Source organism: Actinomadura sp. 9N407, from assembly GCF_044326315.1.
Taxonomy (GTDB): Bacteria; Actinomycetota; Actinomycetes; order Streptosporangiales; family Streptosporangiaceae; genus Spirillospora.
Genome location: NZ_JBIRAW010000012.1, coordinates 69051 through 94006, shown reverse-complemented (window position 1 = coordinate 94006; position 24956 = coordinate 69051). Strand labels below are relative to the sequence as shown.

The 24956-nt window shown below is 64.4% G+C and carries 19 protein-coding genes; 7 read left to right on the top strand and 12 right to left on the bottom strand.

Annotation, left to right across the window (positions count from 1 at the left end; genetic code table 11):
• Positions 1 to 100: 100 nt before the first annotated feature.
• The 6 genes from ACH34Q_RS20635 to ACH34Q_RS20610 form a co-directional block, all read right to left on the bottom strand.
• Positions 101 to 1522: a hypothetical protein gene (locus ACH34Q_RS20635; RefSeq protein ID WP_395984614.1), complete on the bottom strand. Its 1422-nt coding sequence runs from the start codon at positions 1520 to 1522 to the stop codon at positions 101 to 103.
• 922 nt (positions 1523 to 2444) lie between these two features.
• Entirely contained in the window at positions 2445 to 3095 is a 651-nt protein-coding gene (locus ACH34Q_RS20630) for a hypothetical protein (protein WP_395984613.1), read from the bottom strand.
• Positions 3096 to 3097: 2 nt separating this feature from the next.
• On the bottom strand, positions 3098 to 4543 hold the full coding sequence (locus tag ACH34Q_RS20625; RefSeq protein ID WP_395984612.1) for a class I SAM-dependent DNA methyltransferase: 1446 nt from the start codon (positions 4541 to 4543) through the stop codon (positions 3098 to 3100).
• A gap of 51 nt (positions 4544 to 4594) precedes the next feature.
• A complete protein-coding gene (locus ACH34Q_RS20620; protein ID WP_395984781.1) occupies positions 4595 to 6049 on the bottom strand; it encodes an N-6 DNA methylase in 1455 nt (484 codons plus the stop codon).
• A 32-nt stretch (positions 6050 to 6081) separates the two neighbouring features.
• Entirely contained in the window at positions 6082 to 7566 is a 1485-nt protein-coding gene (locus ACH34Q_RS20615; protein WP_395984611.1) for a restriction endonuclease subunit S, read from the bottom strand.
• A complete protein-coding gene (locus tag ACH34Q_RS20610) occupies positions 7563 to 11111 on the bottom strand; it encodes a DEAD/DEAH box helicase family protein (RefSeq protein WP_395984610.1) in 3549 nt (1182 codons plus the stop codon). The genes ACH34Q_RS20615 and ACH34Q_RS20610 overlap by 4 nt, the downstream gene beginning before the upstream one ends.
• 731 nt (positions 11112 to 11842) lie before the next feature.
• Here ACH34Q_RS20610 and hisS point away from each other — a divergent pair.
• From hisS to ACH34Q_RS20595, 3 genes are all read left to right on the top strand, one after another.
• Positions 11843 to 13165 carry a histidine--tRNA ligase gene (gene hisS, locus ACH34Q_RS20605; protein ID WP_395984609.1) on the top strand — a complete coding sequence of 441 codons (1323 nt, stop codon included), beginning with the start codon at positions 11843 to 11845 and terminating at the stop codon, positions 13163 to 13165.
• Between the two features lie 23 nt (positions 13166 to 13188).
• Positions 13189 to 13800, top strand: a complete 612-nt coding sequence (locus ACH34Q_RS20600; RefSeq protein ID WP_395984608.1) for a hypothetical protein — start codon at positions 13189 to 13191, stop codon at positions 13798 to 13800.
• Positions 13801 to 14663: 863 nt separating this feature from the next.
• Entirely contained in the window at positions 14664 to 15782 is a 1119-nt protein-coding gene (locus tag ACH34Q_RS20595; protein WP_395984607.1) for a BTAD domain-containing putative transcriptional regulator, read from the top strand.
• 466 nt (positions 15783 to 16248) lie between these two features.
• Here ACH34Q_RS20595 and ACH34Q_RS20590 read toward each other — a convergent pair whose 3' ends face one another.
• From ACH34Q_RS20590 to ACH34Q_RS20565, 6 genes are all read right to left on the bottom strand, one after another.
• The gene (locus tag ACH34Q_RS20590; RefSeq protein ID WP_395984606.1) at positions 16249 to 17340 is read right to left on the bottom strand and encodes a DUF6461 domain-containing protein; all 1092 of its coding nucleotides are present in this window, start codon (positions 17338 to 17340) and stop codon (positions 16249 to 16251) included.
• Positions 17341 to 17376: 36 nt separating this feature from the next.
• Positions 17377 to 17592: a hypothetical protein gene (locus ACH34Q_RS20585; protein WP_395984605.1), complete on the bottom strand. Its 216-nt coding sequence runs from the start codon at positions 17590 to 17592 to the stop codon at positions 17377 to 17379.
• 107 nt (positions 17593 to 17699) lie between these two features.
• Entirely contained in the window at positions 17700 to 18488 is a 789-nt protein-coding gene (locus ACH34Q_RS20580) for a DUF6461 domain-containing protein (protein ID WP_395984604.1), read from the bottom strand.
• Positions 18489 to 19089: 601 nt separating this feature from the next.
• Complete coding sequence (locus ACH34Q_RS20575; RefSeq protein ID WP_395984603.1) at positions 19090 to 19953, bottom strand: pentapeptide repeat-containing protein; 864 nt, start codon at positions 19951 to 19953, stop codon at positions 19090 to 19092.
• A gap of 113 nt (positions 19954 to 20066) precedes the next feature.
• Positions 20067 to 20249: a DUF397 domain-containing protein gene (locus ACH34Q_RS20570; protein ID WP_395984602.1), complete on the bottom strand. Its 183-nt coding sequence runs from the start codon at positions 20247 to 20249 to the stop codon at positions 20067 to 20069.
• The gene (locus ACH34Q_RS20565) at positions 20240 to 21052 is read right to left on the bottom strand and encodes a Scr1 family TA system antitoxin-like transcriptional regulator (protein ID WP_395984601.1); all 813 of its coding nucleotides are present in this window, start codon (positions 21050 to 21052) and stop codon (positions 20240 to 20242) included. Before ACH34Q_RS20565 ends, ACH34Q_RS20570 begins: the two co-directional genes overlap by 10 nt.
• A 151-nt stretch (positions 21053 to 21203) precedes the next feature.
• Here ACH34Q_RS20565 and ACH34Q_RS20560 point away from each other — a divergent pair, with 151 nt between their 5' ends.
• The 4 genes from ACH34Q_RS20560 to ACH34Q_RS20545 all read left to right on the top strand — a co-directional run bounded on the left by ACH34Q_RS20560 (position 21204) and on the right by ACH34Q_RS20545 (position 24792).
• Positions 21204 to 21602: an ATP-binding protein gene (locus tag ACH34Q_RS20560; protein ID WP_395984600.1), complete on the top strand. Its 399-nt coding sequence runs from the start codon at positions 21204 to 21206 to the stop codon at positions 21600 to 21602.
• A gap of 344 nt (positions 21603 to 21946) precedes the next feature.
• Positions 21947 to 22438 (top strand): ATP-binding protein, encoded by a 492-nt coding sequence (locus tag ACH34Q_RS20555; protein WP_395984599.1) that lies wholly within the window; start codon positions 21947 to 21949, stop codon positions 22436 to 22438.
• A 754-nt stretch (positions 22439 to 23192) separates the two neighbouring features.
• Positions 23193 to 24188, top strand: coding sequence for a hypothetical protein (locus ACH34Q_RS20550; protein ID WP_395984598.1), 996 nt, complete (start codon positions 23193 to 23195; stop codon positions 24186 to 24188).
• Positions 24189 to 24411: 223 nt separating this feature from the next.
• Entirely contained in the window at positions 24412 to 24792 is a 381-nt protein-coding gene (locus ACH34Q_RS20545) for a hypothetical protein (RefSeq protein ID WP_395984597.1), read from the top strand.
• Positions 24793 to 24956 lie beyond the last annotated feature (164 nt).

Sequence of the window (24956 nt, the reverse complement as noted above, 5' to 3'; positions counted from 1 at the left end):
ACCTGTTTTGGAAATCCGTGTATGCCGACACCGTGATCAATCAGGCAACCGCACGTCCCCTATGTCCTTTCGGTTGTCACGGGCGGGAAAACCGTAGGGCCTAGAAAAGGCTCTCTTGGTCAGCGATGTCATGCTTGTAGCGTTGGGCTTTGGAGCCTCTCTTGCGGATGCGTGCCTGCCGCGTTTTGCCCGACTCCCCGCTGCGCTCGGCAGCGAGCATGATGCCCTGGCCAGCGTCCAACCTGCCTTCGACAAGGGCGCGCAACTCCTCCACTGAGGTTTGGACCGTACCGGCCAAACCATGTTTGACCAGCTCCACAAATTGCGCCCCGACCAGATGTCGCTCCACCTGCTGATATCCTAGATAACGCGCCTGAGCCCCAGATCTGACGCCGCGAGTACGGTCATCGGCCAACAACAACTGGATGTAGGACAACGGCAAATATAGGCCTGGCACGAGCCCGTCGACCGGCTGGGTAGCGGTGTCGGCAGGCCAATGGGCGAGCTTGAGGAAACATGCGTCGCTGCCCATCCGCCAATCGCTGGGTGAGGTTGGCGATTTACTTAGCTTCTCGACCTGTTCAAGCTTATAAATCTGCTGCCTCAATTGGGGTGTAACACGGATCGACCGGCCCTTGGGATCCAAGCGTTTGTATTGAACGAGGACGAAGCTATGGGTCGGTTCGTGATAGTAAATCATGTCGGTGCCCAAGCAGGCTTCTACCGGTGTAGCGTTGACATTAGCGACTTCCAGTCGACGTCCTTGGGCATCTTCGAGAATGTGGACGTCACATCGAGTACGAGTAGAGCCCTGCCACTCGGCGAACATTTCGAACGGCTGACCAGCGATGCGGATGTCATGGTCGATGAGACTGTGCTCGACCGGCTGAGGAATTAGACCCGCCAAATAAGGGGCGTCCGGAGATGCCGGGCGTCGCCACGCAGCTGCCGCGGACAATGGAAAGTCGGAGATGCGCATTATACTGCGCAGCGCGTCCTGCTGCTCCAACCACCGAAGCTCCGCTGCGTCGTCGGGGTCCAAGCCGGGCGCTACCGCTTGGGCCAACAGCCAGTCGAGAAGATCTGCCAGATCTGGCCGCTCCTGCCGAAGAGCTGTCTCCACCGCTGTCCAAGTCTCGTGGCCGCAGCGGCCGACACTGCCAGGAATGATGGCTTGGTTGAAGTCTTCGTAGATAGGACGCGATAGGGTATTCAGCAATCCTTCAGGACCGTCGAAATCGATCGGCGTTCGACACTCCCTCAGCGGGTAGATAGTGATGCTGGCATCGACCGCGCCGACCGTACCCACCTTTGCAACAACGCCCATCCATTCCAACTGCAGCCGTCGCTGAGCTGTCCCTAGTTGTGGGTCTGCCCCGAGATCGCCTAGTACCAAGACCATACGAGGACCCTCGTTAGCGAAGCGCGTCTTCGGGAGAGCCTTAGTCAACCGCTGCTCAATCCGTAGCTTGCTGCGGATGAATGCCAACTCTGGCCCTGGCAGCGTCACGATGTAGGTCATCTACGAATCGTAACGCCCGGTGTTGTCTGTGTTAAAGGAGTTCAAGCGGTCGGTTGGCGAGAGCAGATGGGTACGACCCAACGGATCGGCGGACCCACTACTAGATCAGAGAGATCATCGCGGCCCAGCGTGATGCATCCTACCTGTACCGACACAGCATTGCACGGTCTTTAAAGTGGTTGATCCAGATGGCAGCGCGCTGTGCCCGACGCGACGGGGACTCGGGGTAGGAAAATCTGAGCCCCGCTAAGGTGGATGCATGGCTGAGCAATACCCACAACGTCAGAAAGCTAGGGGACCGCCTGAACCGGTACCTGGATTGGCTGGACAGCGAGGACAGCAGGGGCCAGAGCTACAGGTACACCATGGTTCGCCAAGGAAAGTATGACCCCGGCTAGGCCGGCTCAGACCAACATCAACTTCTATGAACAGGATAATGAGTTGCACCAAATTGCACACCTGTTGTGCATTGTGCACTCGGGATGGCTGGACGACTACGAGCAGAGCCAGAGGGAATGGCTGTAGGAGATTCGCAACCAGGATTAGAAGCGGTACGGCGGGAAGACACGGTAGGTTTCGCGTCCTTTCATGTCGATGCTCAGGTCGGTGTAACTGATCTAAAGCCCGTCGTAGGCTGTACGTTACGTCTGCGCTCTTTGAATCATTGGTCGGCGCGCTCTGTGAAGTTGGCCGGCCCGGAACGTCAGCTGGAATGATCGAGATCAGCGCGCTGAGCACTGCCTGCTCGGCTCTCATCTGCATCGCGCCACCGAGCGGTGCTGATGCACGTGCCCCCTGGCTTATGCGGGGCCACCGCCCCGATCTAAATCTGGACAGAGTCACCCCAGGAGTTGGTATTGCAGCTGAAGGACTAGCTTCCTCTGAAGTGGACCGTTGAGCCAAAGCGGATCGGTGATTTGAGTTATGGGTCCAATACCTGCGCCACCGCGGTTGCGAAGCTGTGGATCCAGGCGATGGTGTCTTGGGCCTCGCCGGCGGTCATTGGGGTGCGGTTGCCTTGAGCATCCAGGTCAGCCTCGTGCGCGATACGGTTTCTACGATCGATGATCGAGTCCTGGCGGGTTTTCACATCGGAGGGCGCCATGGCGAGGTCCGCGCCGATCTTGTTCCAGAGTTGGGAGGGAGTGTCGGTCAGCACCAGTCTCAGACCCTCGGTTATCCGCAGGCATCTCTGGTAGGTGACCCGGCTAAGCTCGTTCTCCAGATGCTCGCGGAAGATTCTTTGCATGGATGCATTGCGCATCCGCTCCACCGTCTCGAACGGCATCTGAAGACGTTGCAGTGCGGCGGGACGTTCCCTTCCCAAATCGCTGATCAGGGTGACCGCGCGGTCGATGATCTCGCGGTGTAGCCAGTGGTCCAGCGCGGAGACAGCCTGGTTCCAGGCGGCGCGATATAGGTCTTCCGGATGGGCCGCCGACAAGTCCCCGAAGTTCGGGCCGGAGATGCTTCGGATACCTTCGAGGGCCCTACCGCCGGTGACGAGCCCTTCGGTATACCGGATGTTCTCCTCAAACTGCTTGAATGGCTTCTTCTGCTGCGGTGCGGTCATGACTATTGGTCTTCCGTCGGCGCGGGATCCTCTGGTAGGGCGTCGGCCAGCGCGTCGAACTCCAGGGCAGCGGAAGCAAGTTCGTCGGCGATCTCCCTGGCGAGTAGCCGAGGGGAGACGAGCACGTTTGCTTCCTCCTGCTGACGCCAGGTGATGTCAATGTTCAGGTCTCTGGCCGCTAGCTCTGCGTAAGTGAAGGAGCGGCACCGCTCCTCTCCAGCATCGTTGGGTGAAGGGGTACGGTCCGAGTTGTACCACTCGACAAAATGATCGAGGTCACCGCGGGTCAACGGAGCCTGCTTGGCCTGGAAGTGCTTTCCAGTGCGGAAGTCGTAGACATCCAGGCGCTCGGTTGTGGGAGAGCCATCATTCCTTGGCCCAACCATGTCGAAGAACAACACGTTCGTCTTTACGCCGCCCCGTTCGAAGACGCCCGTGGGCAGACGCAGCAGCGTGTGTACGTTGCAGGCGTGGAACAGCCACGAGCGGACTGTCTTCGCTGCCCCGCTACCGAAGAGGACGTTGTCGGGTACGAACACTGCGGCCCGACCGCCGATCGGCAACGTCTTGGCGATGTGTTGCAGGAAGTTGAGCTGGATGTTGGTGGTCGTGGCGATGAGATCGCTGCGCCCACTCGGGGCGGGGGCGGTGCTGCGAAACGGTGGGTTACAGACGATCAGCGTCGGCCGCAAATCTGCCTGGTCCGCGAGCGAGTCAGCCATCTTGATTGACGGTGGGGCGCTGAATGGTCGGCCGGTGTGTAGCAGCAGGCTCATGGTCGCCAGCCGACACATGCGCTCGTCAAGGTCGAGCCCGACGAGCGCATCGTCAGCCAATCGCGTCTGTTCCGATGCCATCGCCGCATGAGCCCGGACCAGCAGCGACCCGGTGCCGCTGGCGGGATCGAGCACCTTGTCCGCCGCGGTGGGACGCAGACAATCGATCACCGCGGAGGCGAACGGAAGAGGGGTGAGCGTCTGCCCTGCATCAATCCTGAACTGGGCGCTCGCCTTGTTCAACAGCAGGTCGTACAGTTGCCCCGTCACGGCCGGAACCAAAGCGCTCCAGGAACGATTGCCGATCTCATCCCGGATCAATGCGGTCAGCGCGGCCGCGCTCCGAATCGCTGGTGTGGCCTTAGCGAATACCGTCCGCATGGTCAGCTCGTCCGCTGGCGCACGAGGGTCAGGCATGCCGCATTGCCCGATGAGGTAGGTGTACTGCGCCTCCAACCCCGCCCCGGACTTGGAGGCGAGCGTCGGCCAGTCCAGGCCTTCCGGCACGACCCGCTTGGGGTTGATGTGGCGCGTCGCTCGCTCGTGGTCGATCTTTAGGAAGAGCAGGTAGGTGACCTGCTCGACGAACTCGAACGCGGAGACGCTCTCCGCGCTGAGCCTGCGCTCATAGAAGCGCCAGAGTGACTCGAAGATCTGTCGCGCGCCAGTCACGGTCCAGCTCCTGGCGCTGGGAGCTTCCGGGAGCCATCGCAACAGAAGGAGTTAATCCGACATGTCGGTATCCTCATGGGACGACTTTAGCGCGCGCAGCGACTCAGCGATCGCCGAAAACTCGGTCAGCGCCGCTTCCAGCTCATCGACGATCTCCTGCGCGATGACGTCAGGCTCCTCCAGCGCCTCGCTCTCCGCGCTGTCCCGGACAAAGGTCAGATCCAGGTTGACCTTGTCGCGGGCGACCAGTTCGGCATACTTATAGGCCTTGAACCGGTCGCTCTCGATGCGCTCCTGGCGTTCACCAGGGCGATAGGACTTCACGAAGTCGTCTAGATGCTCCCGGCTGAGCGGCCTCTGCTTCAGCGTGAAGTGCTGGCCAGCGCGGAAGTCGTACACCCAGAGCTTCTTGGTGGCCGGGGCGCCATCGGGCCTAGGCGGCTTCTTGTCGAAGAACAGTATGTTGGCCTTGACCCCGCCAGCGTAGAAGATACCGGTCGGCAGCCGTAGCAATGTGTGCACGTCACACCGTTGAAGCAGCTCTCGGCGGACTGTCTCGCCAGCTCCGGCCTCGAAGAGCACGTTGTCCGGGACGACTACAGCGGCCCGACCGTGTAGTTTCAACATCGTGTAGATGTGCTGGACGAAGTTGAGTTGCTTGTTGGTCGTCTCTGTCCACAGGTCCTGTCGCGCCTTGGCGTAATTCTCTCCTGTGACCGTGCCTACGCCGAACGGCGGATTGGTCAGCACAAGATCCGCGTGGGTCACTGGGGGTTTGGCCAATGCGTCCCTGATCTCGATCAGCTCTCGGCCGTTCGCCCGGCCGATCCCATGCAACAGCATGTTCATTGAAGCCAGGCGCGCGGTCTCATGCACCAACTCGATGCCTCGGATGGCCCCGGAGTCAAGTGCCCTGCGCCGGTCGCTGTCCAACTCAGAACCATGTCGCTCGACGATGTAGGCGTGTGCGGCGATGAGGAACCCGCCTGTCCCGCAGGCAGGATCGACAATCGTGTCCTTCGGGCCCGGCTGCACGCACTCCACCATGGCATCGATCAACGGACGCGGGGTGAAGTACTGCCCCGCACCGGTCTTGCGGTCTTCCGCTCCCCGCTGCAGCAGCCCCTCGTAGGCGTCGCCTTTGGCGTCGGTGTTCTCGCTCCCCCAGTGGTACGGATTGATCAGGTCCCGCACCAGCCGTTCAAGGATGGCCGGCTCTTGGATCTTGTTCTTCGCCCCCTTGAAGATTGCCCCCAACATGCCGCGCTCGTAGCCGAGTTGGGCGATTATATGCTCGTACTGGTCAAACAGAGCATCGCCAGATTTGTTGATCAGGCTCAGCCAGTCAAGTCCGTCCGGCAATATACGCTCTGCATTCAGCCGACGGTTGGCCCGCTCGTCAGCCATCTTCAGGAAAAGCAAATAGGTGAGTTGCTCTACGTAGTCCAGCGTCGAGACGCCGCTGTGTCGCAGCAACTCACAGTAGCTCCATAGCCGGTTAACCAACCCTCGCGGATCAACACGCTCGCGGGACGCACTCAAAGTGGCAACTCTTCCTGAGATGGTGCCGCGGCTCCTTTGTGTCGCCTGCGACTGCCTTGCCGTACGGCTGTCTGTTTCGCCTGAATCCGCTCAAGGAGCACTGACGCAGGTCGGTCGGTCGAATCCTGCGGCACCAATTTACCGGAGAATGCCCCCCTCAAGACAGCTTCACGGAGGCTAGACGCCCGCTCGATTGATTGCTGAGTTGACACCTCGAACCTAGCTACGAGAGTTTGTTGACTCTTCAAATCTTCCAAAATGCGGCGCTGTTGCTCCAGTGGTGGTATCGGAATTGGCATGGCTCCCAGGACCTTCAGATTGACATTGTACTGGCCAGCCGAGGAGGCGGCATGATCCATGATGTAATGTCGCCACTTTGGACTGTCAACAACAAGTCTCACCCAGTCGGGAATTACAACCTCAGATAGAAGCCTGTAGCGAATCAGATATGAGGCAAAAGCGGTATCCGACGCCTCGCGTACTACCGCAGCACGACCCAGCAGATTGAGACTGCCGTTCGTTCTAATAAAGAGAAGATCGCCCGGAGTGACAAACAGTCTACTAAGATCAAGCGTGGCATCCACGGCGTTTTTTTGGTCAGAGAATTCGATCTCTCCACTCCGGATGTTTGGGATCCGGAGCACGGGTGCACCTAGGCCACCATAATCGCACTTGGTCGAAGTGCCATATCCAGAGGCATAAGAGATTTCATCCAGACTGGCCAGTCTCCATCCTGCGGGCAGCGAGTAATCGCTAATAGGGGCAGGCGCCGCCGGCCGTCGACTATTGCGTGCCATCTTCCTGCGGGCTTCTTTGATTTGTCCAGTAGAGTAGTCAGCTGCGTCAGCATCTGCTACCTGACTAAGCTCGCCGTCAACAGCTTGGCGTAGCAGCGCCTCCCAAAGCACAGGCACCTGTCGCTTTGCCCTGTCGACGCCATCCAACCCTGCATCGAGACGAGAGAGGTGATCTTCGACTGCGGCAGTAATGCGTCGCTGCTCCGGCATTGGCGGAATTGGGATCTTCAAGTTTTCAAGATAAGGCCTAGGGACGCGCCGCAATCCCACGGCACCGGTCATGCTCCGCTCTGCTTCGCTGCGAACACCTTGCTGAAGAAGGAAATACATCATGTAACGCGGATCTACATTTCCACGACTTCGAAGCACGAAGAATTCGGTACTTCCGACACCTCGCCCTCCATGGAGCCTGGTAGCGAGAGCAATTTTTCCGTTCTCCATGCACGGTGTGACCTTAGCAAAAAGTACATCGCCTTCTTGAAATGGAGTTAGTGTCTTCTTTTTGATGTCGGCGTATCTGACGATTTGCGTGCCGTCCATTTTGCCGGTTTCTGCCTGGACGGCGGCCATAGGGACCTTAGAGAGGAGTTCGTCGTCGGCAATGGGTTCACTGAATTGGCGTGGGTTGATTGCGCAAATTTCTCCAATTGTTGCCCATGTCCATGCATATGGAAGTTCGCTCATGCGGTCAGGTCCCGGTCCAGTTCATCGAGAATATTCACAGCCCGGTCATCGCCGAAGGTGGCGAGGAAGCCGTCCGTGCCTCCGCGGCTGCTGAACGGCACGTGGTCAAGGTCCGCCGTGTCGAAGCGTACCGTCATGGCGGTCGTCCGGGCGATGTTATCCAGCCACCACAGCTGGTCTGCAGTGAAGCGCGCTCCTGATTGCTCCTGTCTGGCAAGCCAGTTGGCGAAGCGCTCCTCCACCACCGAGGCGTAGGGGCGCGGCTGCTCGTCCAGCCCGAGCTCGAAGTGGATCAGGGAGACCAGGTCCGCCACACTGTGCCGGGCGCCTCCTCGGGGGGCGGCGAGGCCAGCTCGCTCATATGCCTTCCACAGTCGTTCGGGGGTCCACCTGCGCGGAGGACGAGCTATGCGGTCGGCGATTGCCTTGAGCTGTTCGAAGACCTCACGCGGGGGCTTGGCGCGCTGGGCGAACGCGGCGTGCCAAGTAGTGATCTCGTCGCGGTTCTCGGCAAGGTACTCTCGCCAGCTCGTGATGGTCGACTTGGCTTCCACGGCATCTACGACTGCGCCAGCGTGGGTGACCTTGTCGGCGTTGACCTCGTCGTAGAGCAGGTCGATGGCCCGGCGGATTTCCAACAGGCGCTTCCGCAGTTCGGGGTTTCGGGCGAGAGGTTCGACCGCCTGCTCGACGAGGTTCCGAACCGCCTCGTTTCCGCCGGCACGCTTTGCGTTCTCCTGGGCGTCCACGGACACGGCGTCGACCATGCCGCGCACGATGGTGTGCAGAGGGCGACCAGCGACCTTCTCGATCTCCGTGCGGTCGGTGGGCCGGTCGGCCAGTTGCTTATCCAGCCGGGAGAGCCGGGAGGCAAGGGTGGAGACCTCGGCATCGGTGTAGGCACCAGCCGCGATCTTGGCGAGCAGCTTGGCCAGGCTCTCTCGCTTGGCGGGGTCGCGGTCGAGCGGGGCAGCGTCGACCTTGGGGTTCTTTGTGACGCCGATCGCATCGACGATGACGAACCGGGTCTTCTCCCCGATATCGGGGGTGACGGCCTGGAACTCGGCGAGGGGGACCGTGCGCGCGCCGCGTCCCTTCATTTGCTCGAAGTACGCCCAACTCCGCACGTCCCGCAGGAAGATCAGGCACTCCAGGGCCTTAACATCCGTGCCGGTGGCGATCATGTCGACGGTGACCGCGATCCGCAACTGCGCCGAGTTGCGGAACGCGGCCAGTAGTTCGTGCGGCTTGCGCGCCTTGTGAGTGATCTTCGCGCAGAAATCGTTACCGCGGCCGAAGGCGTCCCGCACCGCGGTGACGATTTCCTCAGCGTGTTCGTCGTTCTTAGCGAAGATAAGCGTCTTCGGCACCATGCGACGGTCGGACGGGACCTTGACACGTTCCGGGAAAATCTCGGTGAAGAGCCGGTCGCGGAACGTCTCGATGACGGTCTTGAGCTGACCCTTGCTGATCACCCGTGCGCCGACGTCGCGACCGCTGTAGTGAAAGTCGTCGTCCAGATCGCGGTAGCGCTGGATGCGTGTGCGGCGGTCACGAACCGGTACCCGGGTACCTGCCTCAATTAGCGCACCCGACTCGGAGATCTCAGTCTCGATGCGGTAGACGTCGAAGTCGACGTTGACGTTGTCGGCGACTGCTTGCTCGTAGGTGTACTCGCTGACAAGGTTCTGCTGGAAGAACCCAAAGGTCTGCGCTACCGGCGTCGCGGTGAGGCCGACGAGCGGCGCGTCGAAGTACTCGAGGACGGTCCGCCATTTGCCATAGATGGAGCGGTGGCATTCGTCCACGACAATCAGGTCAAAGGCCTCGGGGGGGAACTGCGGGTTGTAGGCGACGTCCAGGTCGTCATCCACTTCGTAGGAGTCGAGGTCCGGGTCCTCTCCCTGCGGGATGGTCTTGCCGGAAAGGGCCAGGTATAGGCGCTGGATGGTGGACACCACCACCTTGGAGGAGGCCAGCATGTCGCTATCGGTGAGTTGCTGCACGTTGTACAGCTCGGTGAACTTACGGCCGTCGTCGGGGGTGGTGTAGTTCTCGAACTCGGTGCGGGCTTGGGTGCCGAGATTGTTGCGGTCGACCAGGAACAGGATCCGTTCCGCCTTGGCGAACTTCAGGAGACGGTAGGAGAACGTTGCCGCAGTGAAGGTCTTGCCAGCCCCGGTCGCCATCTGGATCAAGGCCCGCTCTCGACCCATCGCAAGCGACCGCTCCAACCCGTGGATCGCGTCGATTTGCGCGGGACGCAGGTCCGCGGTGATCAGTTCGGGTAGGCGGAGCCGTAGCTTGGCCCGGTAGGTGGGTGCCTGTGGGTCATCGTCGGCATCGTGCATCCATCGGGCGAGAGTCTTCGGCTGATGGAAGAACGACACCACGCGCGACCGCGAGTTGGGGTCGAGGACGTTGCGGAACCACGTCACACCGCCGTCGCTCGCATAGCGGAACGGGAGTTCGGGTCGCCAGGACACCCGCCGCTGGCCGGTGGTCAGGCTGGTCGCGTACCTGTCGGCCTGGTCCTCGGCGGCGGCAAGGTCGGAGCCCTCCCGCTTTGCTTCAATCACACCCACTAGCTTGCGGTTGACGTACAGCATGTAGTCGGCGCGCCCGACCTTCGTGGTGACCTCGCGCACCGCGACGCCCTGGCGCGCGAACAAGTCAAGCCCAACGCCGGAATTCTGGACCGACCAGCCCGCGTCCGCCAGCATCCTGTCTAGGTGCTCGCGGACCTGCGCTTCGGTGAGCGGCTCGCGGGCGGCGTTCTCGGCGTTGGCAAGCAGTTCCTCGCGTTGCTCCAGGGTCGTAGTGGGCCTGCTGCGGTCAAACTCGCGGCGAACGGCGGCCAGTTCGTCGCGCATGGCCTCGATCAGCACGGTCAGATCGGCCTGCGCGGCGCGCGCCCGCTCCAGTTCCGCTTCGGCCGCACGGCGGGCATCCTCTTCAGCCTGGAGCCTTGACGTCTTCGCCTCGTACGTCAGCCGGGCCTGGGCCAGTGCCTCCTGAGCGCGTTCAATGTCTTGGCGGAGCGCCTTGACGTCGGCGGCTTCAGCCGCGTTTCCCACCGCGTCCACATCTGGCGGCTGCGGAGGAACGAACGGGATCTGCTCGCGGGAGCCGGTCAGCAGCCGATGGAACCATACGCCCAACCGGAAGCAGGTCCGGGCGGTTTCGAAGGCCGTCCGCTGGGCGGCTGGGCTGTTGTCGACCGCGAAGCCAGCGTGCACCGCTTGGTTGCCGACGCCCCGGATATGGTCGAACGCCTGGCTGACCTTGCCGTGCAGATACCCTTCCCGGTCGAGCGCACGGAGCCGATCGACCTGCCGTTCGCCGTCGACCCGGACCCGGCCGCGGCGCACCAGGTAGGTGGCCAGTACCTCGCCGAACTGGCGAGCCTTGAACAGGGCGACGTTCGGATCGGTGAAGATCGCTGCCTCGGCCCCGGCGCCGTACACCACCAGCAGCGGCTCATGCGGCAGCAGAAACCCGAAGTTGGGCGACCGTTCGGCTAGCTCCTTGACCCGCTCGTCCATCCGACATCCCCGCTTTGTGGCCCGGCTACCAGTCGCAAACCCAGTATCGACCAGGGGGAGGACAGTCTGGAGCGAAAAGATCAGCTTTGGATGGAAAGGTATGGATTGTCCTGCGTCGATTCGGCCAGAGTCCGTCAACTGGCCGCGATGGGCAAGAGCGTCCTGGATCTCGACGACTGGATGCCCGGTCGAGGCGGGAGCTGCGGTGGATAGTGGCGCAACGCCATGGCCGCAAGGACCTTGATCAAGGTGTTGGTCACGGGAGGGCCCGGCAGGTCGCTGCCGGTGATGGCGTAGATCTGGCGAACGATCGCACACCACAGGTGTACGGCCCATGCCAGGGGTGCGGCCTGTTCGATCGCGGAGCGCCGCCAACCGGCCCTGTGAGTGAGGTCCTCCGGATTTACCCGCAGCGGTCTGGTTAGAGCTTGCGCAGCTGATCGCCCAGCCGTTGCCGCGCTACGTGCGCGCTGGAGGAAGAGGACGAAGGCCCTTATCTGGGCGTAGCCGCTCAGGGCGTCGGCAGTCTGCACCTACGGTAACGCGGTCGCCCGGCTGTTCATCGAGGTCCCTGCTTGCTCTCCAGTAAAGGGTCGATGTTGCGGCGGTTCAGCGTAAACGCCGCCAACAGCGTAGATAGCATCGAAGGGCGCTGGTCCAGGGGCGTCCGGATGTGGACGTATCCATGACTGACGCCTTCACGATGCTCGGTTACGGTGTCAGGAGTTGCTATGGCTTCACAACAGTTTGAGCCCCCGTCAGGTACCCGTGATTTCCTTGCGGGTGCCTTGCGGACGCGTGAGCATGTGTTCGCGCGGATCCGTGAGGTGTTCGAGCGGTACGGGTTCGAGCCGTTGCAGACGCCGGCGTTCGAGCGGCTGGAGACGCTGACCGGCAAGTACGGCGACGAGGGCGACAAGCTGATCTTCAAGATCTTGCGCCGGGGCGAGCGCGAGGCCAGTGGTGAAGCTGACCTGGCGCTTAGGTACGACATGACCGTGCCGCTGGCCCGGGTGGTGGCCAACTACGGCTCGCAGCTTCCGACGCCGTACAAGCGGTACGTGATGGGCCCGGTGTGGCGGGCCGACCGTCCCGGAAGGGGAAGGTTCCGCGAGTTCGCCCAATGCGACGTGGACGTGGTCGGCTCGGCCTCGCCGCTGGCTGATGCTGAGATCGTGTGCGCCCTTGCCGATGCGCTGGATGCGGTCGGGGTCGGCGAGTTCAAGGTGCTGGTCAACTCGCGGCGAGCGCTGATGGGCCTGCTGGAGGTGTACGGGGTGCCGGCCGAGTTGGGTGGGGGTGTGCTGATTACCCTCGACAAGCTTGACAAGCTCGCCCCGGAGAAGGTGGCCGCCGAACTGGTCGAGGCCCGGTCGCTGTCGGCCGACATCGCCAAGGCGCTGGTAGGTGACCTGACCGCAGAAGACGCGGTGGAGCGGATGCACGCCGTTCTGAAGGACAGCGAGGATGGCCGGGCCGGTCTGGAGGAGATCGGCCGGCTGTTGGAGCTGGCTGCCCCCAAGGTCGGCCGGTCGCGGATCGCGTTCACTCCGAGCCTGGTGCGGGGCTTGGATTACTACACCGGCGTGATCTTCGAGGTGGTCGCCGAGGGCATGCCCGGTTCGATCGCGAGCGGCGGCCGCTATGACGGCCTGATCGCCGCTCTGGGCGGTCCGGATGTTCCGGCCTGCGGCGGCTCACTGGGGGTGGAGCGCATCATCGGGCTGCTGGGAGATGCCGCCGTTGTGGCTGAGCGAACGGATGTCGCGCTGACGGTGATCGCAGAGGAGACGGCGGCCGAAGTGATGGGGTTCGCCTCGGCGCTGCGGGACGCGGGGCTGCGAACAGAGGTGTATCTGGCTGCCAGTCGCAAGCTGGCCAAGCAGCTCAAGTGGGCCGCCGACCGTAAGGCGCGGTTCGCGGTGATTTACGGGGCGGCCGATAGGGAAGCGGGGGTTGTCGCGGTCAAGGACCTGGACTTGGGTGAACAGGAGCAGGTCCCCGCGGCCGAGCTTGCCGCGTACCTCGTCCGGAGGTGCGCGCCGACAGGGTAGTTCTGTCAGGAGGTCCGTGACCGATGGGTGTGCAAGGCGACCGCATCTTCGCCACGATCAAGCAGCAAGGCTTCCCCGACCCCTGGTCCAGCTTCGGGGAATGTCTGTCCTGGGAATCGGCCTACGCCGTCCAGCTCAAACAGGCCATCGATACCGCCCGCAAGGGCACCGACCCCGAGACCACGGCCACGATCGACGAGCTGTTCCGGCTCAAGACCGGCAACTTGTCCACCGCCCGCAAGCTTCTCGATGACATCCTGGCCGAGTACGACCAGAGCGGCATGTGGCAGTTGCTCGACGAGCGCGCCGCCCGTCTCAACATCGACGACGTGTCCGAACGGTGGGCGCGCGGGCTCGTGGAGCACCCGTTCCCGATCGCGCTGCTGTCGCTGCAGTTCAATTGGCGCTACATGAAGCAGCACGGCGTCCGTGCGTTCTACGAGATGACCTCCGTCTACGTCGACGACCTACTCGCCAACACCCGCCGCTGGGCTGAGGCATGGAACACCGAGGCCGCGACGGGTGTCATCGACCGGGTGACCACCGTCGAATGCGACCTCGCCTCCGAGGAAGCCCCGATGCACTGCGACATCTGCAAGAAGACCATCACCGCACTGCTCTACCTCGATGAGTAGCCCACTCCATTAGAAGGGAATCCAGCACCACGCGGGCCGCAGTCCCGCAGGCCACTGCCTCGCCTGCGGCCCGCTGCCAGGTTCCGTCTCCACCGCCGATACGCCAGGGAGTAGTGGTTACCAGCGGAGGACACGCATCAGCTCCACCCGAAATTTGCGCTTCTGTGGACCGTAGAAGGGTGTGTCAGTCTCCACATCGTGGATGCTCCTGGCGAAGCTGGGCCCTGTGGTGACCGTGGGATCAGGGAAGGCGCTGCCGCCGAGGCGGCCGGTGGTCGTTCCAGCGGGGGACGTGAGGGCTGGAGCCGGTGCAGCTCATGGCTGAGGCGAGGCGTCTCTCGTGGGTTGTGGTCGGCGGCGTGCTCTTTTGTCTCGCCATGCCGCCCGCAGAGGCGAGTGCGACGGCGAGGCACGCGTGCCCGAACCTTGGGGGCGCTGCGGCCACGTTCTATGACCGGGACAGGCTGTGCCGGAACCTCGACCAGGAGACCAAGAAGAGCCACCAGACCGGCAGGCCCGCGGACTATGGCGCAGCCACCAGGAACTCGGTCCGGAAACCTCGTCGCTCCACTCGTCCTCAACGAGCGTCGGGCGGTTCTCAACGAGCTTCGACCAATCGGCGTTCTGGCGTGCCGAAGCGGCGTGGGCCGGCCGGGACCAGCCCGCACGGGCAGGCCGCAATCCCACATGGTCACGCGTATGGACATGAGAAGAGACAGGCACGGCGGGACGGTAAGGACCGAGTTGGTGTTCCGCCGTCACCTAGGCCTTCCTCGTCGGCAGGGGCGGCCCCGGTCCCTTCTGGCTCGGCTCCGGCTCGCACCGCTGGGGACAAGCGAGAGGATGCTCCGGGGGCGGGGTGGATGAAACCGTTCTCGGCCCTGAGGGGTGAGAACGTGCCCGAACTTGGCCGGGTCACCATGGTCGGCCTAGCCGCGGTGGCCGGGAGCTGGCTACTGCTGAACTCTCGCGGGCTGATTGTGCTCGGCGGTACCGGTTGGCGCCGTCGTCCCGCGGACCGTTCCGGGACCGTTGTCGTTCAGCCCGAGCAGAACGATGTGCGCGACACGGAACCTGAAGAAGATGAGCAGGACGCCAGCATCGTCGAGCCGCGAACCCCGCACGCGATGGGCGCAGCTGTCGAGCAAGACATACGCGTGGCCGTACCAGAACACGGCGAGAAGAGCGACGCCGTGGACGATGCTGAAATTGCGGAGCGTGCAGGAGCCACGGCGGAGCCGAGCCCACCTGGGCGTGTCCGTCTGATGGGCGTGAACCAGGTCGAAGGACCGAACGGCCTTGCCCATACCCGCAGTGAGGATCTCCGGGCACTGCTCGGCCTTCTCGCTGAGAACCGCAGAACGCTGGTGACCCGGACGCATGCGCAGGATCGGCTCTGGCCCGAGCTTGTCCAGCTCAGCCCGGATCGCTTCCCGAACGTGCTCAAGGACGCGAGAGCCCGCATCTGCGAGGCTCTCGGCCGCCCGACGAGCCACGGCAAGCTCGTGATTCAGAACATCGCCACCAACGGCTACCGCCTCAATCCCGAGTTGATCACCTGCGATGTGTGGGTGTTCCGCGATCTGGTGGCCAGCTCGGGCGCCGCCGGCCCCGGCGAGAAGGACACGAAGCTCGCGGCCGCCGCCGAGTTGTACGCAGGCCCGTATCTGGCTGGCCTACCTCACGCCTGGGCACAAGCGGCCTCACGTCGGGTAGCCCGCGACATGGTCCGGATCTTGAGCCAGCTGGCCGCCTCCGAGACCGATCCCGAACGCGCGCTGTCACATCTGGAGAAGGCAACGGGCATCGAGGACACCGCAGAGCACCTTTACCGCTCCCGGATGCAGCTCTACGCCGATCTCGGACGCGTCCTGGACGTACATCACTGCTTTGACGAGCTATCCGAGGTCCTCAAGCACCGAGCCGCCAAGCCCGAACGCCGGACGGTAGACCTCTACCAACAGCTCAGCGCGATGGGGTGACGTCAGCCAGGCAGAGCCAGTGGGTGTTCCGCGAATCCTGGGCAGGTCCCAGCCAGAATCAGCGGACGAGGCGTCGCCAACAGATATGCGTTATGTCGGACCTAGCTCGGCCAGAGCACCGGCGCCCGTCTGGTCCGCGCACCGTAGCCGCCCCCGGGCCGCCCCGCCGCGCTGATCTTCTCGTGTCCGTCCCGGTATTTTCCGGCGCGCGGCGGGGCGGCCGGGAGCGGCACCAGGAGGCCGACCAGCGTCCGCCGGCGACGCGCCCGCGCACCACCAGCTCGACAACCGCGCCGCCGCCGGACCGGTGCCCTGTTGTATTCGACCGTGTCGTATTCGGCGGGGGCTGGCGGCGCTGCGACCGAGTGCATCGCAACGTAGGTACGGAAGATGAACGAATTCGCCGTGCCACGTTCCGAGTGCCCGCACGCGGGCTTGCGTGGGGGCTTGGACAGCGGGTTTGCAGCTACGTCGGGTCTGGGTTGCTGCGGAGGGTGTGCAGGGTGACGGTCTCCTGGGCGGGGTCACGGAGTTGGGGAGGGCCCTGGGTGAGCGGGTAGAGCATGGCGCGGGCAGCGGCGTGCGGTTCGGGCCACAACGCAGCCTTCAACGCGCCGGCGAACCAGCCCAGCATGTTGGTGGCGATCCGCTCGTCGTCGCTCATCTTGGGGCGGGCGAAGTCGTTGAGTGATCGGCTTGCCTGACGTGAGCGTGTCAGCCAGGAGCGGACGTGCGTGCCGAGTTCGGAGTCGGGGGAGACGGTGACGGGCTCGCCGCGCTCGGCTGCGGCGACAGTCTCAGCCAGGCCGGGGGTGCCGTCGAGGTCGAGGAGGGTGGCCAGGCGCATGATCTCGCGTGCGGCGACGGTGCGGAGCAGGTGCGGCGGGGCGGCTTCAAGGGCCGCGATCATGGCTGGATCGCTGAGAGAGAGCGAGGGTGGAGCAGTGCTGAACCAGGGTTCGATCTCGGCGGACAGGGGCTCTGCGGCCAGGACGTCCGGATGCGGGACGGCGCCGGTGATCAGGCCCGCCAGGAGGAGGGCCGGGACGTAGGGGCTGGACACGTAGTCGTCTTCGGCGTCGTCTTTGGTGTCTGGGTCCAGGCCTGCCACGCGCATCTTCCCGAGCAGGCGGTCAGGCTCGCTGCCCCAGCGGTGATGGGGCCAGGTGGGCTCGAAGCCGGTGACCAGCGTGCCGTCGACGGCGTAGCGGAAGGCGTGTTCATCGTATTCGTGCCGCTGTACCGAGACGGCCTCGGTGCCCCGGGACAGCGCCGTCAAGGGCCCGGTGAGCGAGCCCAGACAGCCGTCGGGCTCGATCAATACCGTCCAGGTGCCGAGGTTCAGCGCGAACGCGAACTCCGGGTAGCCCGCCTCGTAGGAGCCATTCGCTTCGCGCGCCTCCTCCAGGGTGCGGGGGCGGAGCGTGTCTGGGAGGGCACCCAAGCGTGACAGCGCCTCGGTCTCGTCGACGTCCTTGATGAAGGTGAGACAGAAAACCTCGCCGAGCGTCTCATCGTCATCGACCCACTCGACGTCGTCGCGCGTCACCTCGGGCATGGCTCCTCCGGGAAGGTCGGTGGCATGGCTGGTAGATCAGGGCGCCGTTCGGTGCGGAAGATAACGGACCGGACGGACGGTTCCGCGGTTGAGCGTGTCCGTTCCGGTTGAAGCTGTCGAGCCGGGATGCGCCGACCTGAGTTCCGACAGGTTGAGCTGAACAACGCCGAGCGCCGTCGTCCGCGCGAACGTGTCGATGGTGACGAGCCGAAGCGCGGAGACGCGCGTTGAGGCGGCCAGGAGTGAACTCATCGCGGAGGGTCCTTCGCGTTCAGGTCGGGCAGGCGCGGTCCAAGGCAGGCGGACCAGGATGGGTGTTGAACGTCGAGATTCCGTCAGTCTCGTGCCTCGAACGAGCGTCAGCGGCCACCTCTGTCGTTGGCTAGGAGGAGCGCCCATTGGAACCGCCCGTCGAGCACCTCGGGGTCGATGTGCACTCCGGTGATCAGCCGAGCCACCTCCAAGGCTCTCAGGGGTGAGTGGTTGGGGGGTTCGCCCTCGATGACCGGCAGCAGGCCCGCTTGGTTCATTTCCTCGGTCAGCAGGTTCGGCTCGGTTCCGTACCGGTCGTCGGGGAACAACGGGTCGAACTCGACCTTGAGGTCTCCGTCGCGGGCGTAGCCGAACCGGTCACGGTGGGATCCGATCTGCCAGAACGTGACGACGGTGGCGTCCAGCTCCCGGCTGATGCGGGGTGCGTCTTCCAGCGAGGCCGTTCGCCATTCGCCCGGCAGGTACAGGAAGGTCCAATCACCGATCCGGGCGCCGCCGGCGAGACCGCGGCCCTGCATGGCTTCCACGTCGGCGAGCCGATGCTCGCCGAGGTGCTCGGCGGCGGGATACGCAGCGAACACCTCGGCCGGGTCGACGCCGCTGATCCAGGTCAGTGCATGGGTCTGTGCGCCGTACCAGGCCTGCCAGTGGAAGGTCTCGGTCAGCCAGGCGTACGCCGCAGGTGGTGCAGGCGGCGGTGGCAGCCGGGCGAGGATGTCGCTGATGTCGTCGCCGGTCGCCTCGATGTAGGCCGCCTTGGCCTGCTCGGGGATCCGGCCGCGTTGGTTGATGCTGATGCCCTGCGTGTCTGCCCAGGCGCGCAGCCGGGCGGTCCACTCCCGATGCGCCTGCTGGCGTGCCTCCCTGTCCGTCATGTCCCGTGACGGTAGCGGCCGCCGCTGACGAACCAATCGTTGAGCGACGAGATCCTCCCCGCACAACGTCCGCCCGCACCGCCGAGCGCGGATGGTACGACGGCACATCGCTGACATCGAGTCTGCGTACCCACTGACAAAGACTCCGCGCTGTTGCGCGCATGTGGCGAGCTTCGAAGCGACGTGGCCAGGTTCGTGGAGACCGGACAACAACTCCGCCAACTACTGGACAGAAGGTCCGCCAACCCCAGGACAACAGATCCGCCGACAACAGCGATGCTCGGAGGTCATGGTCATCACACGACAGGTTGACGTGGACACCGACACGAGCACCGACGGGTCCGAGTGAACACCGACAGTTTCGCGCGAACAGGACAGAGCGGACGGTGTCATCGGGTCCTTTGCGGATGCTGGATCGGCCTGAGCAAGATAGACAGTCAGGTCACCTGATCGGCCGGGAGCGGATGATGGCTGCGGCCAAGGTCATGAACCCCTCGCGAGCCATCCGGCGGATCGTCCCGGTGTCGATGCCAGTGACGGGCGAGTCACGTTCGAGGGCGAAGTCGACGACGAGGGCGTTTGCAACGGCTCGCTGGCCGTACTACCTGCTGTTGATTTGCACGCCAGCGGTTTCTGGGCTGAATCCTGCAGGCCACCATGTCGTCTCATCCGCTATGGCATCCCGAACATCTGCTTCGTCAAGAACCGCTTCTTCCAGATCGGCGCCGCGAAGGTCTGCACCGCGAAGGTTGGCCCGAGCCAAGTTGGCGCCGCGCAGGCGAACTCGCCAGAGGTGGGCTCCTGCGAGGTTGCCCATGCGAAGATCGGTATCCGTCAGATCGGCGGTCGGCCAGTCGTCATGGTCTGCTTCCACGGGGCCCCACCTTCCTAGGACTGCGAGCGCTGCTTGCACGTCCACCGCGCGGACCCTCAGGGGTGGCACCTGGTCTATGGGACGCTCGGCTGCGAAGCGGTCCTGCGCAGGTGGAGGCCACTGTGACCGCGTCCGGATGTAGGCGGCCAGGATATTCACGATCGCCTCGCGATCAGCAGTTGAGTCACGCCCGATCCGGTCCAGGGCGTAGACCCCCCCGAGCCGGATTTGCGGCTCGCTGCTGCCGAGATGCTCAACGGCGCTGTTGAACAGCGATGTGGTGTGCGCTTGGCGCTCAAGTGTGCGCTGATCGCGGCTGTCGCTCACCGTGTGTCGCAGTTGCCGCCAGGTGAAGTACGCGCCAGCGAGCAGCGCCGCGCCTCCGATCACCTGCAGGAGGGCGCTACGGGCTTGGTTGACCGCGGTCGCTTTAGCAGTTGGAGGCATCTGGGTGGCCTGCGTGCCTCCCACGTCGATCGTGACGAGCATTCGGGGGAGGAACACCACGGCAACAAGCAGGCCGACTGCAACCAACAGCCATGCTGATGCTGGTGTAGCCACGCGCCTCCACCAGTGCAGCGCCAAGGTCATGGCGCCTATGGTGATGCACCCCCCTGAGGGAGTCGAGCCCATAGGTAAATGTGGCACCGATCAAAGAAGCAGAGGCCCAGCCCTATCGAGGACTGGGCGCTCTGTCACGGGGGTTACTGCTTGATGTGTGCCAGGAACGCCCGGAAGACGTTCCGGTCGAGTGCGAGCCTGGGACCGTCGGGGTCCTTGCTGTCACGGATGGCCACCACGTGGGGGAGGCCGGCCAGCTCAACACACTCGCCGCCGTTGCCGCCGCTGTGGCTGCTCTTACGCCACTGGCCGTTGTTCAACTCCATCGTTCTTCCGCCGTTCTGCGAATCAGATCAATCGACATGTTCGTGGGAAGCGCTCGCGAGCGGATCTCTCGGAGCGCTCGTCGCATCGTGGACAGGTCGTCACTGTCCTCCATGGTGAAGCCGCGCGCCACACTCTCCACATAGGCGACTTCCCGCAGGTCATCCAGGTTGGCGATCGTGAACGAGCCGATGTTACCGAGGTGGTCTCCCCGCATAGGTACGACTTGCACCGATACGGACCCTTCGGGGGCGAGTGCCAGGCGCTCGAGCTGCTCCTTCATGATCTTGGGGTTGCCGACCTCGCGCAGCAACACCCCCTCGTCGATGAGGAACGTGCAACCAGGCGGGGGCGGTTCCTTCCTGACGAGGATCTCCTGCCGCCTCATGCGGGCGTCCACTGCCTCTTGGTCGCCGTACAGCAGGACTTTGGCGTAGTCCGGAGTCTGAAGGAGGCCGTGCACGAGCGACAGGCTGTAGGAAACGAGCTCGTCGGCCGTCTCCTCGATGCTGGGCCAGTCGAACCAGACCGGGAAGGCCGCGTCCTTCACCAGGTCGTCCCACAGATCCAGTAGCGCTCCCTCAGCGCCGAACTCTTGATCCATGGTCTCGGCGAACTCGTAGGTGCAGCGTGTCCGGCCCGTCTCGACCATGCCGATGTACTGAGGTGTCACGCCCTGCCCGTTGTTGGCCCGCTTGGCGGCGTTCTCCTGTGACCAGCCCTTCGCTTCGCGGTACTTGCGGAACCGGCGGCCGAACGCCAGGAGGGTGTGACTGACCTTCGCCCTGTTGCGACGCGGTGTCATGGCGTCATCGTCTCTCAAGCCGCACTCAACTGGCTACCAACTAGGAGAGGTTCACCTCGGCAAGGTTGTCGTGTGTCACCTGCGCTTTGTGACGCAGGGCATAGGTCGAGTGGCTGAATGTTCATGAAAGCCGACCGACCGAAGGCCCCTCATGATCGAGACGTCTGACGCACCGCAATCCATCGTGATCCAAGCCATCCCCGAGGCGATCAAGCAGGCCCGCGACTTCGTCGCGAAGGTCTTCGGAGCCTGGGGCCTCGAAGACCACATCGCGCGAACAGTGATCAGCGAGCTCGCGACCAACGCCGTCCGGCACGGCTCCGCCAAAGGCGACCTCGTGATCGTCAGGGCGTACCTGCTGGCCGGTCAGCCCGTGGTAGAGGCTTGGGATCGCAGCGACGCGCTCCCCGTGCTCCAGCCCGCGAACTACGCCGCCGAGTCGGGACGGGGGCTCCTGCTCATGGAGCAACTCGTGACGCGCTGGGGAACCCGCCCCCTTACGGAGGGCGGAAAAGTCGTTTGGGCCGAACTGGAGCCTGTTCCGGCTTGAACAGTGCTGTTCGCCCTCCTTCGAAGGTGCCTCAGACGGAGGAAGTAGGGCTCATACGTCACCTGGAACCCGGCGAGCCAATAGGCCAGCCCTGATCAGCTCGTACGTGAACAAGTCGCTCGAACACTCGGCCACCATTCCTTGTAGAGGAGGGGCAAGCGTGGCCTCCAACGGGAGGCCAGCGGATATGCCAGCTGCGTTTGCCTGGCTTGTGATGCAGAAAAGCCGGAGAATGCTGGACTTGACCTCCCGGTGCGAGTTGATGGTTGATGGATTCCGGGCCGCGCGTGTCAATCGGGCCGATTTTCGGCGGCGGGCGGCAATGAAAAGGAGGAATCGCGAGAATGCGACAGCACAAGTGGCGCCAGGGCTCTGCGGCTGAATGGCTGTGGTCGGCGGAGCCGATGCGGTGGCGTCGGGCGTACTCGGGGCGGCCTGATCAGGTGACCTCGGCGCGGGTGTTCGCGGCGTCCCTCTTCGCGGGGAGCGGGCGTGAGGAAGATGTGGCGGTGGTGGTGGCCGAGCTGGCAGCAAATGCCATCCGGCATACGCGCTCAGGCGAGCATCATGGCTGGTTCGGCCTCGAAGTCACGCTGGCCGAGCTGGCGTACATCGGCGTCACCGACCTGGGCGGCGGGGGTGTCCCCACAGTCTGCACGGAGCGTACGGACACGGACCTCCAATGCGGAGGGAAGGGCCTGCTGATCGTGTCCAAGCTCGCCGTGGCGATCGGTACGCACGGGAGCGCCCAGCTGGGACACACCGTCTGGGCTGACGTCAGCCTCACCGCCACCGGTGAGACCGACGTCGACCAGGAGATCTCGCTGGTGTCATAGGAGGGCCCAGCCTGTCGATACCAGGCTGGGTCCTCGGGGTTCAGGATAGACGAGCCCCGCCCCGAGGCTCCGCCCGTCAGTGAGACGGGCGGAGCCTTCTCCTTATCTGGGCTGCTTCTCCCCTTGTGGGCAGAAGCAGGCCGAGGCCCTCTGATCTTCGTTTTCGGGTCTCCTTCTCCGTCTCCTCTTCGGTCTCCTGTCCGGGCTCCTCCTTATGAAGAGGACACCCGGCGGCCCGCGTCTCTGCAGGGTGGCGGCCATCTGGGTATCCGTCCCGTGGGCCCGACTCGCCAATACAGGTGAGTCCTAATGCGATGTGATGTGCGATTCGAGGGACACTCCAGGCTCCCTCCCCTCGGGCAGCGGTCGTTTCTGTCCATCCACTCCCATCCTCCCTCCCCAACGCCGGCGCTCAGAGCAGTTGCAGTCCCGCTCCTGTCTGAGGTGGGTCGAGTCCCACGGTCGCCGTCGAAGGTGCCGCGATCGCGGAGAAGAAGGTCGGTCGTGATTGCGGCCGCGCGGCAAATCCGCCCCAGCGTGCGATGTCAAGGCGCTCATGCGACCTCTAGGTAAATTCGGTTTTGAATTGCGGAATCGGTAAGGCTGTTCAGCCAGTGGGGTGATGTAAAAATCGGGGCGCGGGGCTTGAGGTCGATTCCGTGTCGAGAAATGGTGGTGACAACAAAACAGAACACGGCAACGGAATACCGGCGGCGGAAATGCCGCCGCCGGTACAACGAAAAGGAGTCATGAAATGGCCGCGAAGAACATCACCACCGCCACGGACGCGACCGCCGCCGCCACCGTTCCCGCTGACGGCGCCGCAACCGCCCCGGCCACCCCCGCAGGGTTGGGCGGTACGGGCGCCGCCGTGTGGGGCGCCGTGGCGTCCGACCCAGGCGCGACCGTTCCGAAGATCGCCGAAACGACCGGGCTAACGCGGGCGGTCGTGAAGTCGGAACTGGCATCCCTGGACGCCCTCGGGCACGTGACGCGTACGGCGGGCGGGAAGGCCGAGAACGGCCGCGCCCTGCCGGACACGTGGGCACCCGCCGCCCCGGCGGACACGGGCGACCAGCACACCGAGACCGACAGCCCAGAGGAAGCGGCGGCGGGTGTGTCCCCCGAGGCGATCGCGGAAGCGATGCGGATCATGCAGGAAGAGGCCGAACGGCGGGCGGCTGCCGAGGCCGAACTGCGCGCAGCGGTGGCCGAGGAGGAGGCGCGGCGCGCCAAGGTCCTGGCCGAGCTGACACAGCGCCGGACGGCCGAGGACACCCGCCGGGCGCTGGCCGACCTCCTAGCGGCGGTCACCACCACTTACGCGGCGGTGGTGGCCGGGGATGACGCGGCCACCGAGGCCGGGCTGGAACGCGTGTTCGCCGAGACCGGCAACGTCCGGCGCGCGTCCAAGGCCACCCCCGCCCGCACCAGCACGGGTGGCAACGGGGGCGGGAACGGCGGTACCCGTAACGGTGGGCACCGTGCCGCCCCCCGCCCGCTGCGGCCCGAGGTGATCGCCCACCTGAAGGCCCACCCGGACGCCGACTTCACCCCCGGCGACATCGCCAAAGTCCTGGACCGGTCGTCCGGTGCCGTTGCCAACGCCCTGGACACCCTGGTCAAGAACGGCGATGCCGTCCTGACCAACGAACGCCCCGCCCGTTACCGCGCCGCCACACCCGCAACGAACGGCGCCGCCGCCCAGGCCGGTCCCGCCGCCGACACGCGCGCGGCGCAGGACGCCTGACGTGACCGTAGGGGCGGGACCGGTGACCGGTTCCGCCCCTACCGCATGACGGGCCTGTATGGCCATGTCAGCGGACGTCACGGCGTCATGGCGCTAACCCGGTGGCCCCATCGGAACGGGCATCCGACGGGGCGCCGTGGCGGTCCCCGAGCCCCCGCCTACGGGCGGCGGCCCCGAGCCCGCCCGTTCCCATCACACGGAAGAACCGAAAGGAGAAACCGGCATGCCGGTTTACGAGGAGTACGTACGTGACCGCGCCGACGAGACGGCCGATTCGCGCGGTCAGGCCGAGGCACGGCTGGTCGCGACGTTGGACAACGGCGACCCGCTGGAGGCGGTCGCCGTGGTGACGGTGGTTTCCGCGCGCACGGTCGCCGGATGGTGGCAGCGGGCCGTCTCGTTGATCGATAACGACGGCGCCGATCCTGCCGAGGCCCTGGCTCGGACGCGTGATGCCGCCCGCCGTGCGTTGATCGATCAGTCGATTCCACGTCATGCGTGCCCGATCGAGCAGGAATTCGCGCGCGCCCGGATCGAGGCCACTCGGGCCTTCTACCGCGCGACCGCGCATCTGGATGAGATCACCAGCCCAAAGGCGACATGACGGAGCCGTACCGCTACTAGGCCGGTGGCCTGGTAATACCCCTTCTATGTCGGCGTCCGCCCGATGCGGCGGGCGCCGTCCGGCTCTCCACAGACCGGCACCGTGACCGCCGCGTACGCGCGCTGACGAGGCTGGGCGGTGCGCACCGGCGCCGCCCCGGTGGC

Excerpts from the sequence above, each read along its gene's own strand:
- ACH34Q_RS20570 (WP_395984602.1), bottom strand. The coding sequence starts at position 20,249 with ATGGAGTTGAACAACGGCCAGTGGCGTAAGAGCAGCCACAGCGGCGGC.
- ACH34Q_RS20595 (WP_395984607.1), top strand. The coding sequence starts at position 14,664 with ATGAAACCGTTCTCGGCCCTGAGGGGTGAGAACGTGCCCGAACTTGGC.
- ACH34Q_RS20630 (WP_395984613.1), bottom strand. The coding sequence starts at position 3,095 with ATGACCGCACCGCAGCAGAAGAAGCCATTCAAGCAGTTTGAGGAGAAC.
- ACH34Q_RS20635 (WP_395984614.1), bottom strand. The coding sequence starts at position 1,522 with ATGACCTACATCGTGACGCTGCCAGGGCCAGAGTTGGCATTCATCCGC.
- ACH34Q_RS20560 (WP_395984600.1), top strand. The coding sequence starts at position 21,204 with ATGATCGAGACGTCTGACGCACCGCAATCCATCGTGATCCAAGCCATC.
- ACH34Q_RS20555 (WP_395984599.1), top strand. The coding sequence starts at position 21,947 with ATGCGACAGCACAAGTGGCGCCAGGGCTCTGCGGCTGAATGGCTGTGG.
- ACH34Q_RS20585 (WP_395984605.1), bottom strand. The coding sequence starts at position 17,592 with ATGAGTTCACTCCTGGCCGCCTCAACGCGCGTCTCCGCGCTTCGGCTC.
- ACH34Q_RS20580 (WP_395984604.1), bottom strand. The coding sequence starts at position 18,488 with ATGACGGACAGGGAGGCACGCCAGCAGGCGCATCGGGAGTGGACCGCC.
- hisS (WP_395984609.1), top strand. The coding sequence starts at position 11,843 with ATGGCTTCACAACAGTTTGAGCCCCCGTCAGGTACCCGTGATTTCCTT.
- ACH34Q_RS20550 (WP_395984598.1), top strand. The coding sequence starts at position 23,193 with ATGGCCGCGAAGAACATCACCACCGCCACGGACGCGACCGCCGCCGCC.
- ACH34Q_RS20575 (WP_395984603.1), bottom strand. The coding sequence starts at position 19,953 with ATGACCTTGGCGCTGCACTGGTGGAGGCGCGTGGCTACACCAGCATCA.
- ACH34Q_RS20615 (WP_395984611.1), bottom strand. The coding sequence starts at position 7,566 with ATGAGCGAACTTCCATATGCATGGACATGGGCAACAATTGGAGAAATT.
- ACH34Q_RS20610 (WP_395984610.1), bottom strand. The coding sequence starts at position 11,111 with ATGGACGAGCGGGTCAAGGAGCTAGCCGAACGGTCGCCCAACTTCGGG.
- ACH34Q_RS20600 (WP_395984608.1), top strand. The coding sequence starts at position 13,189 with ATGGGTGTGCAAGGCGACCGCATCTTCGCCACGATCAAGCAGCAAGGC.
- ACH34Q_RS20565 (WP_395984601.1), bottom strand. The coding sequence starts at position 21,052 with ATGACACCGCGTCGCAACAGGGCGAAGGTCAGTCACACCCTCCTGGCG.
- ACH34Q_RS20590 (WP_395984606.1), bottom strand. The coding sequence starts at position 17,340 with ATGCCCGAGGTGACGCGCGACGACGTCGAGTGGGTCGATGACGATGAG.
- ACH34Q_RS20545 (WP_395984597.1), top strand. The coding sequence starts at position 24,412 with ATGCCGGTTTACGAGGAGTACGTACGTGACCGCGCCGACGAGACGGCC.